14 protein-coding genes are annotated in these 12415 nt (G+C 68.1%); 5 read left to right on the plus strand and 9 right to left on the minus strand.

Annotated features, from left to right (window positions below; translation table 11 throughout):
- Positions 1–38: 38 nt before the first annotated feature.
- The gene (gene clpS / locus ABIE41_RS18240) at positions 39–380 is read right to left on the minus strand and encodes an ATP-dependent Clp protease adapter ClpS (protein ID WP_066716606.1); all 342 of its coding nucleotides are present in this window, start codon (positions 378–380) and stop codon (positions 39–41) included.
- 278 nt (positions 381–658) lie between these two features.
- Between clpS and kdsA the strand changes: the two genes are divergently transcribed.
- The 3 genes from kdsA to ABIE41_RS18255 all read left to right on the plus strand — a co-directional run bounded on the left by kdsA (position 659) and on the right by ABIE41_RS18255 (position 4413).
- Complete coding sequence (gene kdsA / locus ABIE41_RS18245) at positions 659–1531, plus strand: 3-deoxy-8-phosphooctulonate synthase (RefSeq protein ID WP_192641686.1); 873 nt, start codon at positions 659–661, stop codon at positions 1529–1531.
- Positions 1524–2738: an MFS transporter gene (locus ABIE41_RS18250; RefSeq protein ID WP_192641687.1), complete on the plus strand. Its 1215-nt coding sequence runs from the start codon at positions 1524–1526 to the stop codon at positions 2736–2738. The genes kdsA and ABIE41_RS18250 overlap by 8 nt, the downstream gene beginning before the upstream one ends.
- Positions 2739–2901: 163 nt before the next feature.
- Positions 2902–4413, plus strand: coding sequence for a vWA domain-containing protein (locus ABIE41_RS18255; protein WP_192641688.1), 1512 nt, complete (start codon positions 2902–2904; stop codon positions 4411–4413).
- Positions 4414–4444: 31 nt separating this feature from the next.
- Here the strand turns inward: ABIE41_RS18255 and queF are convergent, their stop codons facing one another.
- Both queF and ABIE41_RS18265 read right to left on the minus strand, forming a co-directional pair.
- A complete protein-coding gene (gene queF, locus ABIE41_RS18260; protein ID WP_192641689.1) occupies positions 4445–4900 on the minus strand; it encodes a preQ(1) synthase in 456 nt (151 codons plus the stop codon).
- Between the two features lie 84 nt (positions 4901–4984).
- Positions 4985–5110 (minus strand): hypothetical protein, encoded by a 126-nt coding sequence (locus tag ABIE41_RS18265; protein ID WP_354192729.1) that lies wholly within the window; start codon positions 5108–5110, stop codon positions 4985–4987.
- Between the two features lie 186 nt (positions 5111–5296).
- On the opposite strand from ABIE41_RS18265, the gene eno reads away from it, so the two are divergent.
- The gene (gene eno, locus ABIE41_RS18270) at positions 5297–6580 is read left to right on the plus strand and encodes a phosphopyruvate hydratase (RefSeq protein WP_192641690.1); all 1284 of its coding nucleotides are present in this window, start codon (positions 5297–5299) and stop codon (positions 6578–6580) included.
- 4 nt (positions 6581–6584) lie between these two features.
- Here the strand turns inward: eno and ABIE41_RS18275 are convergent, their stop codons facing one another.
- Positions 6585–7277, minus strand: a complete 693-nt coding sequence (locus tag ABIE41_RS18275; RefSeq protein WP_192641691.1) for a hypothetical protein — start codon at positions 7275–7277, stop codon at positions 6585–6587.
- Between the two features lie 199 nt (positions 7278–7476).
- Between ABIE41_RS18275 and ABIE41_RS18280 the strand changes: the two genes are divergently transcribed.
- The gene (locus ABIE41_RS18280) at positions 7477–8409 is read left to right on the plus strand and encodes a DMT family transporter (protein WP_192641692.1); all 933 of its coding nucleotides are present in this window, start codon (positions 7477–7479) and stop codon (positions 8407–8409) included.
- Here ABIE41_RS18280 and ABIE41_RS18285 read toward each other — a convergent pair.
- From ABIE41_RS18285 to ABIE41_RS18305, 5 genes are all read right to left on the minus strand, one after another.
- Positions 8389–9174: a hypothetical protein gene (locus ABIE41_RS18285; protein WP_354192733.1), complete on the minus strand. Its 786-nt coding sequence runs from the start codon at positions 9172–9174 to the stop codon at positions 8389–8391. The two genes, ABIE41_RS18280 and ABIE41_RS18285, sit on opposite strands and share 21 nt — an antisense overlap.
- Entirely contained in the window at positions 9171–10343 is a 1173-nt protein-coding gene (gene tgt, locus ABIE41_RS18290) for a tRNA guanosine(34) transglycosylase Tgt (protein ID WP_192642864.1), read from the minus strand. Before tgt ends, ABIE41_RS18285 begins: the two co-directional genes overlap by 4 nt.
- 59 nt (positions 10344–10402) lie before the next feature.
- Complete coding sequence (locus ABIE41_RS18295) at positions 10403–10756, minus strand: ArsC family reductase (RefSeq protein ID WP_192641693.1); 354 nt, start codon at positions 10754–10756, stop codon at positions 10403–10405.
- An 11-nt stretch (positions 10757–10767) separates the two neighbouring features.
- Entirely contained in the window at positions 10768–11475 is a 708-nt protein-coding gene (locus ABIE41_RS18300) for a glutathione S-transferase N-terminal domain-containing protein (RefSeq protein WP_192641694.1), read from the minus strand.
- 117 nt (positions 11476–11592) lie between these two features.
- Positions 11593–12339 (minus strand): GntR family transcriptional regulator, encoded by a 747-nt coding sequence (locus ABIE41_RS18305; protein ID WP_192641695.1) that lies wholly within the window; start codon positions 12337–12339, stop codon positions 11593–11595.
- Positions 12340–12415 lie beyond the last annotated feature (76 nt).

Genomic DNA, 12415 nt, shown 5'->3' on the forward strand with positions numbered 1-12415 from the left:
CCTATTCCGATGTCAGGGGTGCGAGCGGACTCAAGACGCTACTTCTTCTCCATCACGCATTGGAGCGGATGCATGTGCTTGCGCGCAAGGTCCATCACGAGGGTCACCTTGGTTTCGGCGACCTCATAGGTGAAGACACCACACTCGCCGACGCCGTTCTGATGCACATGCATCATGATCTGCGTCGCCGCGGCGCGGTCCTTCTGGAAAAAACGTTCGAGGACGTGAACGACGAACTCCATGGGGGTGTAGTCGTCGTTCAGGAGCAGGACACGGTAGAGATTGGGTTTGCGGGTCCGCGTCCGGGTCAGGACCGCGGTGCCGGCACCCTCGCGGCCGCCATCGGCGGGGGGGCCCGCGCGGCGCGGCCGGTCGGCCATCGAAACAGCAGGAATGGCGGAGACAGCCCGAGCGGGACCGTGTCCGGCGCCGTTGGCAGCCCTCCCCCGCATCGTGCTCGCAACCGTCGTTCTCAAGATGGATCCCTGTCCTGCCCTGCCCGACATAATGCGTCGTAAACGAATTTACAGACCTCGCGGCTGCTTCGCCAGTGCGTTCGAGCGGAAGACGCGCGACTGCGGCGTCTCGGCGCGGCGGGTTGACCCGCCGGGGCGGACGGACATAAGCCCGGCGCCTGACAGGACGGGAGACGCCGATCATGACCGCCAACGCCATCGTGACCGTGGGAGCCGACCTGGCCTCGCCCGTCCGCTTCGGCAATGCCCTGCCGCTGGCCGTGATCGCCGGTCCCTGCCAGATGGAAAGCCGCGATCACGCACTGGAAATGGCCTTCGCACTGAAGGAGATCGCCGAGGAGCTCGGGATCGGCCTGATCTTCAAGACCTCCTTCGACAAGGCGAACCGGACCAGCGTCAAGGCCGCGCGCGGGATGGGGCTGGAGGCGGCGCTGTCCGTCTTCGCCGAGATCCGGGAGCAGACGGGCCTGCCGGTGCTGACCGACGTCCACGAGGCGAGCCAGTGCGCGGCCGTCGCGGAGTGCGTCGACGTGCTGCAGATCCCCGCCTTCCTGTGCCGTCAGACGGACCTGCTGGTCGCTGCGGCCCGCACGGGGCGCGTCGTCAACGTCAAGAAGGGGCAGTTCCTGGCGCCCTGGGACATGGTCAATGTCGCTGCGAAGGTCACCGAGAGCGGCAATCCCAACGTCATGGTGACCGAGCGGGGCGCCTCCTTCGGCTACAACACCCTGATCTCGGACATGCGCGCGCTGCCGATCATGGCGCAGACCATCGGTGCACCGGTGATCTTCGATGCCACCCATTCGGTGCAGCAGCCCGGCGGCAAGGGCTCGTCGTCCGGCGGCCAGCGCGAATTCGTGCCCGTGCTGGCACGCGCTGCGGTCGCTGTCGGCGTCGCCGGCGTCTTCATCGAGACCCATGAGGACCCCGACAGCGCCCCCAGCGACGGCCCCAACATGGTGCCGCTGTCGGCCTTCCCTGCGCTGATCGCAGAGCTGCAAAGCTTCGATCGACTTGCCAAGGCGCGGGCCAGGCCTACGCTGGCTTATGTCTGACACGCCTCCACCGGCGCCGGCCGCTGCGCCGGCGCCCGTCGCGCTTCGCCCGCTGATCCTCGTCCTCGGCGCCTGCGGCTTCGCCTCGACCTTCACCATGCGGATCATCGATCCGCTGATCCCGACGCTGGCGGGCGAGTTCGGCCGCAGCGTGCCGCAGATCGTGATGATGGTGACGGGGTTTTCGCTCGCCTATGCGCTGGGCCAGCCCTTTCTGGGGCCTGTCGCCGATGCGGTCGGCAAGATCCGGACGATCCTGACCTGCCTGCTGGCGCTCGCCCTGTTCTCGACGGTGGCGGCCCTGTCGCAATCCTACGAGATCATGGCGGTGGTGCGCGGCGTGACCGGCATCGCCTCCGGCGGGATCATCCCGATCGCGATGGCCGCCATCGGCGACCGCGCGCCGATGCAGGAGCGCCAGGTGGCGCTGGGCCGCTTCCTCGTCTTGATGATCATCGGGCAGATGTCGGGCTCCGCCTGTTCGGGGCTGATCGCGACCCATGCCGGCTGGCGCGCGGCCTTCCTGTCCGCGGCGGGCGTCGCGGCACTGGCCGCGGTGCTGGTGGCGATCGTGCTGAAGCCGCGCCGCAACGTTACGCGCCAGACGCTAAGCGTCGCCGGCGCGCTGGCGAACTACCGCATCGTCTTCGCCAATCCGCGCACCAGGCTGCTCTACGGCCTGGTCGTGATCGAGGGCATCCTGCTTTTCGGCATCCCGGCCTATGTCGCCGCGATCCTGTTCACGCGCTCGGGCGTCGGCCCGGGTGAAGCCGGGCTCGCCATCGCGGGGATGGGGTTCGGCTGCCTGGTCTACGGGCTGATGACGCGCATACTCGTCGAGCGCCTCGGCCCGACGCTGATGACGCGGACCGGCGGTGTGATCTGCGCGATCGGCCTCGCCCTCTTCGCCATCGACTGGCCCTGGTGGAGCGCGATCCCGCTCTTCGCGCTGCAGGGCTTCGGCTTCTTCCTGCTGCACGGCACCTTCCAGGCTCAGGCCACGGAACTGGCCCCCAGCGCACGCGGCTCGGCCATGGCGCTGTTCGCCTGCTGCTTCTTCCTCGGGCAGGCGACGGGCCCCCTCGTGATGGGGGCGGCGATGCATGCGCTGGGGGCCCCCGCGGCGATCCTGCTCTTCGCGGTGGCCATCGCGCTGTTCGGCTACATGACGCCGCGGATCCTGCCGGTGCCCAGCAGCCGGACGTAAACCACGGCCAGGACGGACGAAAAACGTCCAGACATGGCCGGGTTTCTGAGGTTCACGGAACGGAATTTCAACATCTCGCAAGCAGGGTAAGGCTCAGATGAGCAACCGTGTGCCTGCGACACCCCGTGATGGGGCAAGAGCCGGCACCGACAGAGATGTCGCGATGAGCCAGTTCTCGAAGGATACGTTTCTGCGGCTCGCCCGCCGCTTCGGGCGCCAAGAATCGGGCGCCACCCTCGCCCTGTTCGCCTTTGCCGGCGTCGCCCTGGTCTGTCTGGCCGGCGCCGTGATCGACTACGGCCGGCTGGCCAAGGAGCATACCTCGCTCCAGGCGGCGACGGACTCGGCCGCGCTCGCAGCCGCCCGCTTGCCCAGCAAGGACTCTGCCACCATGCAGGCGGCGGCGAACAAATTCTTCAATGCCAACGTCGCCGGTCTGAACGGCCACAACATCCAGATCACCAAGTTCGGCTTCGAGGAATCGACGGGCACCGTCTCGGTCGAGGCGAGCGGAGCGCTCGACACCTCCCTGATGTCAATCGCCGGCATCAAGACGATGGCCTACACCTCGCGCTCGGCGGCGGTGAAGGAGGTCACCGGCACGGTCGAGATGGCGCTCGTGCTCGACAACACCTGGTCGATGTCGGAGAGCGCCGGTGCCGGCGGCTCCAAGATCACGGTGCTGAAATCGGCTGCCAAGAACCTGATCAACACGATCCTCACCCAGGGCGGCACCAATGTGAAGATCGGCATCGTGCCCTTCGCCGACTACGTCAATGTCGGCGTGGGCAACCGCAAGGAATCGTGGGTGTCGGTCCCGGACGACTATTCGACGACGAAGACGACCACGACGCCCGCCGTGCCCTACACCTGCACGACCGTCTCGACGAAGCAGGTCTGCACCAAGGGAGCCCCCAAGACCTGCACCTCGACCACCGACGGCGTCGTCACGACCTATGACTGCACGCCGCAGACCTGCACGACCGTCCCGGTCACGCCCTATCAGTCCTGCAGCGGCGGGACGCCCGAGAAGACGACGACGACGGTGACCAACTACAAATGGTATGGCTGCGTCCGCTCGCGGAAGACCGGCGAGCTGCGCCTGAACGACAGCGAGCCGACCTCGCCCTATCCGGGCTTCCTCGGCACCAGCCAGCAGTGCCTGAACCCGATCGTGCCGCTGACCTCGGACAAGACCGTGCTGACGAGCGCGATCGACAACCTGATCATCAATATCGGCGGCTACAAGCCCTCGACCTACATCCCCGGGGGCCTGATCTGGGGTGTCAACGTGCTCTCGCCGACGGCCCCCTTCGCCGAGGGCAAGACCTACGACCCGGCCAACAAGATGCCGCGCAAGGCGCTGGTGTTGATGACGGACGGTGCCAACACGCTCTATTTCCGCAATTCGGACGGCACCCACCAGGCCGTGCGCAACAATGGCGACGTCACGACCACCAATCTCGATACGTCGAAGATCTGCGAATACGCCAAGTCGAAGAAGATCGAGGTGTTCACCGTCGCCTTCGCGGTGACCGACGTGGCGGCCAAGACCATGCTGCAGGGCTGCGCCAGCAACTCGGCCAACTACTATGACGCGACGGACTCGGCTGCGCTCTCCGCCGCCTTCCAGTCGATCGGCCAGTCGCTGACCAGCCTGCGCCTGTCGCAGTGAGACCTGATAGCCCGGCCGCCCGGCCGGGCTATCAGCGCCCGCGATAGGGCGCGACGCCCTGGTCAGGCAGCCAGAGGCCCTTGGGCGGCTCGCCGGTCTGCCAGAAGACGTCGATCGGGATGCCGCCGCGGGGATACCAATAGCCACCGATACGGAACCATTCCGGCTCCAGCAGCTCGACCAGCGTCTTGCCGATGCCGACGGTGCAATCCTCATGGAAGGCGCCGTGATTGCGGAAGGCGCCGAGATAAAGCTTCAGCGACTTCGACTCGACGAGCCATTTCCCCGGCAGATAGTCGATCACCAGGATGCCGAAATCGGGCTGGCCGGTGACCGGGCAGATCGAGGTGAATTCCGGGCAGGTGAAGCGCGCCAGATAGGAGGTCCCGGCATGGGGATTGGGCACGCGGTCGAGGCGTGCCTCCTCCGGCGAGGCGGGCAGACCGGTCTGCTGCCCGAGTTGCAGGGTCGCGGCATCGAGGGACATGGAAGGCTCCTGAGGTTGGCCGCCTTCTAGAGCAAGGTCAGGCCGGGTGGGAACCGGTTTTCGCGGGCGCCGGTGCCGCAGCCCTCACCAGAACCAGATCGGACGGCCGGCGACGAGGCACAGGCCGGCCCAGTAGAGGACCGTGACGGCGACGCAGGCCAGGACGGTGACTCGCGAGGGCCTTTGGTTGTCGGACCAGATCTGGAACATTGTCGTCTCCCGATGGAACAGCGCCGCTGTCGGCATCGCCAGGACCGCAAGCGGCGGACCGCTCATGGCTGGGACAGTCAGGGGGTCGCGCGACGCGCAGCTGGGCTGTCGGGGCTTCCCGCAGGGCTGCCGCTTGGCTAGAAGCACGGCCGACGCCCTTTCCAGTGCCCGCCACGGAGCCCTTCCATGACAGCAATCATCGACATCATCGGCCGCCAGATCCTCGATTCCCGCGGCAACCCGACGGTCGAGGTCGATGTCGTGCTGGAAGACGGCTCGATGGGCCGTGCCGCGGTGCCGTCAGGCGCATCGACCGGCAAGCACGAGGCTGTCGAACTGCGCGACGGCGACAAGAGCCGCTATCTCGGCAAGGGCGTGCTCAAGGCGGTCGAGGCGGTCAACGTCGCCATCGCCGAGCAGCTCGTCGCCATGGACGCTGAAGACCAGGTCGCCATCGACGAGGCGATGATCGCGCTCGACGGCACGCCCAACAAGAGCAAGCTCGGCGCCAACGCCATCCTCGGCGTCTCGCTGGCCGTCGCCAAGGCCGCGGCCGAGGCGGCCGGCCTGCCGCTCTACCGCTATGTCGGCGGCACCTCGGCCCGCGTCCTGCCCGTGCCGATGATGAACATCGTCAATGGCGGCGCCCATGCCGACAACCCGATCGACTTCCAGGAATTCATGATCATGCCGATCGGCGCGCCCTCCTTCTCGGAGGGGCTTCGGATGGGTTCGGAGATCTTCCACACGCTGAAGAAGAAGCTGCACGACGCCGGCCACAACACCAATGTCGGCGACGAGGGCGGCTTCGCCCCCAACATCAAGTCGGCGGAAGCCGCGCTCGACTTCGTCATGTCCGCGATCGAGGCCGCCGGCTACAAGCCCGGCGAGGACATCGCGCTGGCGCTCGACTGCGCCGCGACCGAGTTCTTCAAGGACGGCTCTTACGTCTATGAGGGCGAGCGCAAGACGCGTGATCCCAAGGCGCAGGCGAAGTATCTCGCCAAGCTCGTCGGCAGCTATCCGATCGTCTCGATCGAGGACGGCATGTCGGAGGACGACTGGGAGGGCTGGAAGGCGCTGACCGATCTCGTCGGCGCGAAGTGCCAGCTCGTCGGCGACGATCTCTTCGTCACCAACGTCACGCGCCTGTCGCAGGGCATCAAGGGCAAGACGGCCAACTCGATCCTGGTCAAGGTCAACCAGATCGGCTCGCTGACCGAGACGCTGGCGGCCGTCGAGATGGCGCAGCGCGCCGGCTACACCGCCGTGATGTCCCACCGCTCGGGCGAGACCGAGGATTCGACCATCGCCGACCTCTCGGTCGCGACGAATTGCGGGCAGATCAAGACCGGCTCGCTGGCCCGATCCGACCGGACCGCCAAGTACAACCAGCTGCTCCGGATCGAGGAGGAGCTCGGCGCCCAGGCGATCTATGCCGGCCGCAGCGCGCTGAAGGCCCTGGCCTGAGCCCTCACAGGCGCGGCAGCAGGCTGGAGGCGCGCGACAGCGTCCAGATGCCCGCCGCGCCGACGACACCGACCGCCCCGGACATCGCGTCGCCGACGCGGGCGACCGGGGTGGGCATCGCCACGCCGAGAACCCGCAATTGCGACGGGGACGGCGTGCCGCCTTCGACAGCAGCCGCCTGAACGGCCGGCGCGATCTGGAGCGGAATGGCCTCCGCGGTCACCACCGCCCGCTCGATGACGGGGCGACGCGGCGGAGACGGCTGGACCGTCGCCGCGGCCTGCGCCTGCACGAGATGGGCCCGCGGCTCGGCAGCCACCGACCGCTCCTGCCGCTCCTGCCGCTCCTGCCGCAAGACGGCGATTTCGGTCGCGGGCAGCTTCCAGTCGAGCGACATCGGCATCACGATGGCCGCCGGGCTGATCAGCCCCTGCGACGCCCGCAGCGGCGGCTCGCTTCCCGCCGCATCCTGGTGGCGCTCGCGGATCTTGCCATCGGACGCCACGGGCGAGACCCAGCGCTCCTGCCGCGCAGCCGCCGTCTCCGTCTGGGCGGAGGCGCCGAAGAAGGGCAGTGGCATGCCTGACGGCAAAGCGAGCACGGCCGCCGCCAGCGCCGAGGCAGCGACCGAGACAGTCGCCTGGGTGCCGACACCACGCAGAAATTTGGCCGTGGCCGTGAAGACAGAACCCGTCATGTCCGACTTTCCTCCGTGAACGCATCCACAAGACCTCCGACGCCCGGCACCCGCGGGGCCGAAGCGGGGAGCAATTGCGGCGTTTCGTCTCCGATTGTTTCCCGACCCATGCGCCGGGGACGCAGCAGCGCGGATTTCGCGCGGGGGCCATGCGGCCCAAGCGCTATCGCGGTTGGCCCGAAACGGGCGATACCGGCTGATGCACCAGACTGCGCCCCTGTCGGAAGCCGCCCGGATGCGCGACCGGCGCCTGTGGCGGCTGGCCTTTGCCGGCATGGTGCTGGCCATGCTGATCTTCGGTTCGAATTTCGTGATCAGCCGGCATGCCGTGCTCAACGGCCTGACCTCGCATGATCTCCTCGCCCTGCGCTTCGGCATCGCGGGCCTGCTGCTGCTGCCGGGTTTCCTCGCCGGCGGCGTGAAGAGCTGCAACGGAATCGGCTGGGGGCGCGGCGTGCTGCTCGCGGTGATGAGCGGCTTCCCGATGAGCTATCTGCTGCTGACCGGCGTGACCTATGCGCCGGCCGCTCATGGCGCGACGATCGGGCCCGGTCTCGTGACGGTGATCTCGATCATCGGCAGCGTCGCGCTGTTCGGTGCGATCATCACGCGCCAGCTCGTCCTCGGTATCGTGGCGGTGCTGCTCGGGCTGGCCTGCCTCGGCGTCGCCGGCACGACGCATACCAACCCGTCGATCCTGTTCGGCGATCTCTGCTTCGTCGGCGTCGGGCTGATCTGGGGGATGTATCCGCTCTTGGTCCAGCTCTGGCGGCTCGACCCGCTGAAGGCGACCAGCGTCGTCGCGGTGCTGTCGATGGCCTATCTGCCGTTCTACGCGCTGTTCTTCTTCCGCGGCTTTGACGTGGCGCCGTGGTGGGTCATCGTCCTGCACGGGATCAATCAGGGCGTGCTGAACGTCATTCTTGGCCTGTGGCTCTGGAGCGTCGCGGCCCGGCGCATGGGTCCGGCGGCGGCTGGGCGCTTCCCGCCGACAATCCCGATCATCGGCACGCTGCTCGCCATCCCCGTGCTGGGCGAGATCCCGAGCGGGCTGCAGGTTGCCGGCATCGGCCTGATCATCGCGGGCCTGTTCGTGGCCTCCTGGCGGCGCTCACCCCGCCCGGCGGCTTAGCTGCATCACGCCGAGATTCCAGCCGACGGCAATGGCCAGCGCGAGGCTGAGCGCGGCGGCTGACCCGAGCGGGACGGCCGCCAGATGCAGCGCCGCCAGCGCGAGGCCAAAGCCGATCAGCGGGAGCGCGCCATTGGCGAGGACGGCGGCCGTGGCGGGGCCGCCGATACGGGGCTGCAGCATCGCGATCATGCTGCTGAGAACCACCGGCAGGGCCGCGAGAGAACCCGACCAGTCTGGTCCGACATGGGCGCTGACCGTCGTCACCGTGCCGGCGAGAACGGCGACGAAGCCGGCCCGCATCGGGATCAGATACCACGGCCGGCCGGGCGGCCGGTCAGGGCGCGCGGCGAGGTAGGGCCGGAATAACCGGTGGAGCCCGCCATAGATGACGATGGTGGCGACCGTCATCACCGGGAACGAGAGATCGAGCCCGCGCATCAGCAGCAGCGTCGCGACCCAGGCCGCCAGCGCGGCGGCCAGGCTGAGCACCGTGCCGAAGCGCTGTGCCAGCAGCACATAAGCGCAGCTCAGCCCGGCATTGGCGATGTTGGAGGTCATGGCCCCGAGCGCGCTCTCGCCGATGAAGGCCGCGTCGTGCTCGAGCGCGAGGAAGACCAGGACCGGCCCGGCCGAGATTGGCAGTGTCGCGATCAGGGCTGCGATCAAGGGTCCGCTGCGCTCGGCCAGAAGCGAGCAGCCGACGACGATGGCGGCGGCGGTCGCCATCTTCGCCGCCAGCATCAGGAACCAGGGGTCGATCACGGCGCGGCGGGGATGTCGCCCCTCGCCCAGCCTTCCTTGGTCTGCGCGACGAAGTCCTCCAGCCGCCCTTCGGAGATGGCGGCACGAAGGCCGGCCATCAGCTCCTGGTAATAGGCCAGGTTGATCCAGGTCAGCAGCATCTTGCCGAGCATCTCCTCCGCCTTGACGAGGTGGTGGAGATAGGCGCGCGACCAGCCGTTCGCGGCCGGGCAGGAGGAGCCCTCGTCGACGGGACGCGGATCGTCGGCGTGCTTGGCGTTCTTCAGGTTCATCCGTCCGAAGCGGGTGAAGATCTGGCCGTGGCGGCCGGCCCGCGTCGGCATCACGCAGTCGAACATGTCGATGCCGCGGCGCACCGCCTCGACGATGTCGTCGGGCGTACCGACGCCCATCAGATAGCGCGGCTTCTCGACCGGCAGATGCGGCTCGACCGTCTCGATCATCGCCAGCATGATCTCCTGCGGCTCGCCGACCGCCAGACCGCCGACGGCATAGCCTTTCAGGTCCATCGCCGCGAGTTCGCGCGCGCTTTCGACGCGAAGATGCGGCACCGCCCCGCCCTGGACAATGCCGAAGAGCGCCCGGCCGGGATGATGGCCGAAAGCATCCTTGCAGCGCTGCGCCCAGCGCAGCGACAGGCGCATCGCCTTCTCGGCCACGGCATCCTCGCAGGGCAGCGAGACGCATTCGTCGAGTTGCATCACGATGTCGGAGCCGAGCAGGTTCTGGATCTCGACCGAACGCTCCGGCGAGAGCATGTGCTTCGAGCCGTCGATATGGGAGCGGAAGGCGACGCCCTCCTCGGTCAGCTTGCGCAGATTGGCGAGCGACATCACCTGAAAGCCGCCGGAATCGGTCAGGATTGGGTGTGGCCAGTTCATGAAGCGGTGCAGGCCGCCGAGCCCGGCGATGCGCTCGGCGCCGGGCCGCAGCATCAGGTGATAGGTATTGCCGAGCACGACATCGGCGCCCAGAGCCCTGACCTGGTCAGGATACATCCCCTTGACGGTCGCGGCCGTCCCCACCGGCATGAAAGCTGGCGTGCGGATGATGCCGCGCGGCATGCGGATCTCGCCGGTGCGGGCGGCGCCGTCGCGGGCTTGGAGATGGAAACCGAATTCTGTCGCCGCAGGCGCAGCGGCCGGCAGGATGGGGTGCTTGTCGCTCATGCGCAGCGAGGTAGAGGAGCGCGGGCCATTAGGGAAGAGCGGCCCGCGCCGGAGCGGCATCAGGCCTTCGCCAGCGCCGCCTCATAGATCTCTGGCTTGAAGCCAACGATCGTGCGGTCGCCCAGGTCGAGAACCGGGCGCTTGATCATCGACGGCTGGGCCAGCATCAGCGCGATCGCCCTGTCGGCGTCGAGGCCCTGCCTGTCGACCTCCGGCAGCGCGCGGAAGGTCGTGCCGGCGCGGTTCAGCACCGTTTCCCAGCCATGCTCGCCAACCCAGCGGGCGAGCGAGTCGCGGTCGATGCCGCTCGCCTTGTAGTCGTGAAAGGCATGCGCGACGCCCTTCCCGTCGAGCCAGGCGCGCGCCTTCTTCATCGTGTCGCAGTTCTTGATCCCGTAGATGGTGATGGCCATGCCGCTCGCCCTTACGCCGGCCGCTTGGGGATTTCGAGCCCACGCTGGACCGCCGGCCGCGCGAGGCCGCGCTCGAGCCAGGCCGGCACGGCCTTCAGGCTCGCATAGTCCACCAGTTCGCCCGCGCCATAGAAGCCGACGAGGTTTCGCACCCAGCCGAGCAGGGCGATGTCGGCGATGGTGTAGTCGTCGCCCATGATCCAGTTACGGCCGGTCAGCCTTGTCTCCAGCACGCCGAGCAAACGCTTGCTCTCGGCGGCGTAGCGGTCGCGGGGACGCTTGTCCTCGTAGTCCTTGCCGGCGAATTTGTGGAAGAAGCCGAGCTGGCCGAACATCGGGCCGACGGCGGCCATCTGGAACATCACCCACTGGATCGTCTCGTAGCGGGCGGCGGGATCGGTGGGCAGCAGCTTGCCGGTCTTCTCGGCGAGATAAATCAGGATCGCGCCCGATTCCCACAGAGCGAAGGGCTTTCCGCCCGGACCGTCCGGATCGATGATCGCGGGGATCTTGCCGTTGGGATTGAGCGACAGGAACTCCGGCCCCCAGGTCTCGTTCTGGCCGATATTGATGGTGTGCGGCTCATAGGGAAGGCCGAGTTCCTCCAGCGCGATCGAGACCTTCACGCCGTTGGGGGTCGGCAGCGAATAGAGCTGGATGCGGTCGGGGTGCTGGGCCGGCCAGCGCTGCGTGATCGGGAAGGCGGAGAGGTCTGCCATGGCGGGCTCCGGTGCTGAGCCGGTGCCGCTCATGGGCGCCGGGTGGATGGGAGATAGGCGCGCCGCCCGGCTGCGCAATCACGTGAGCGTCGCACGGAGCGCATCGTGACCGCGCGCTCAGCGCGGGGCCGGCGCCGCGGGCGCCTCAAAGCGGGGGCTCGCGCCCTCGCCCTGCCCCTGCTCGGAGCGGAAGACGGCGATGGCCTCTTCCAGAAGCGTCTCCAGCGAGGGGCCGGCATCGTCACAGGCGATCGGGCGCAGCCGCGTCTCGACCAGCGAGAGATGGCTGCTCATCGCCTTGACCGCCCTGCCACGCTCGCGGCCCGCCAGCGCCTTGAAGATCAGCCGGTGCTCCTCGCAGCCGCAGGCCGAGCCCAGCGTCGTCTCGTAGCGCTTCACCAGCATGATCGTCCGGCCGATCAGCTCATGGGCCTGGCGCTGGACGATGGGGTTGCGGATCATCTCCGCCAGCAGGAAATGGAATTCGGCCGAGAGCTTCTGCCATGTTGCCTGGTCGCCGCGGCGCAGGGCGTCGGCCTCCGCATCGACATGCTCGCGCAGCCGCTCGATCTGCGCCTCTGTCAGATGGTCGGCGAGATGGGCGACCATGCCGCTCTCGAGGATGCGGCGGGCCTCGTAGACAACCCGGCCCTCGCGCAGATCCGGCTCGATGGTGAAGGCGCCGCGATTCCTGACGATCTCCAGCAGCCGCTCGTGACCCAGCCGGTGCAGCACCTTGCGGATGCGCTCGCGGCTGACGCCGAAGAGCTCGGCGAGACGATGCTCGCCCAGCTTGGTGCCGCCCGGCAGGCCACCCGCCAGGAGCAGGCGCGAGAGGATCGCGTGAACCGCCGCCTCGTTCATGCCGCCCGTCTCGACATCATTGCTCCGCCCGCGAACCTACCGCCCGCCATCGGTCCATCCTAGCATCGACCGGGCC

Origin of the sequence: Bosea sp. OAE506, from assembly GCF_040546595.1 — a bacterium.
GTDB lineage: Bacteria > Pseudomonadota > Alphaproteobacteria > Rhizobiales > Beijerinckiaceae > Allobosea.

What these genes read in the sequence shown, in the direction of transcription:
- queF (WP_192641689.1), bottom strand. Translation starts at nt 4,900, where the DNA reads ATGTCCCTCGATGCCGCGACCCTGCAACTCGGGCAGCAGACCGGTCTG.
- ABIE41_RS18295 (WP_192641693.1), bottom strand. Translation starts at nt 10,756, where the DNA reads ATGGCCATCACCATCTACGGGATCAAGAACTGCGACACGATGAAGAAG.
- eno (WP_192641690.1), top strand. Translation starts at nt 5,297, where the DNA reads ATGACAGCAATCATCGACATCATCGGCCGCCAGATCCTCGATTCCCGC.
- ABIE41_RS18275 (WP_192641691.1), bottom strand. Translation starts at nt 7,277, where the DNA reads ATGACGGGTTCTGTCTTCACGGCCACGGCCAAATTTCTGCGTGGTGTC.
- ABIE41_RS18300 (WP_192641694.1), bottom strand. Translation starts at nt 11,475, where the DNA reads ATGGCAGACCTCTCCGCCTTCCCGATCACGCAGCGCTGGCCGGCCCAG.
- ABIE41_RS18305 (WP_192641695.1), bottom strand. Translation starts at nt 12,339, where the DNA reads ATGAACGAGGCGGCGGTTCACGCGATCCTCTCGCGCCTGCTCCTGGCG.
- tgt (WP_192642864.1), bottom strand. Translation starts at nt 10,343, where the DNA reads ATGAGCGACAAGCACCCCATCCTGCCGGCCGCTGCGCCTGCGGCGACA.
- ABIE41_RS18255 (WP_192641688.1), top strand. Translation starts at nt 2,902, where the DNA reads ATGAGCCAGTTCTCGAAGGATACGTTTCTGCGGCTCGCCCGCCGCTTC.
- ABIE41_RS18250 (WP_192641687.1), top strand. Translation starts at nt 1,524, where the DNA reads ATGTCTGACACGCCTCCACCGGCGCCGGCCGCTGCGCCGGCGCCCGTC.
- ABIE41_RS18280 (WP_192641692.1), top strand. Translation starts at nt 7,477, where the DNA reads ATGCACCAGACTGCGCCCCTGTCGGAAGCCGCCCGGATGCGCGACCGG.
- kdsA (WP_192641686.1), top strand. Translation starts at nt 659, where the DNA reads ATGACCGCCAACGCCATCGTGACCGTGGGAGCCGACCTGGCCTCGCCC.
- ABIE41_RS18265 (WP_354192729.1), bottom strand. Translation starts at nt 5,110, where the DNA reads ATGTTCCAGATCTGGTCCGACAACCAAAGGCCCTCGCGAGTCACCGTC.
- clpS (WP_066716606.1), bottom strand. Translation starts at nt 380, where the DNA reads ATGGCCGACCGGCCGCGCCGCGCGGGCCCCCCCGCCGATGGCGGCCGC.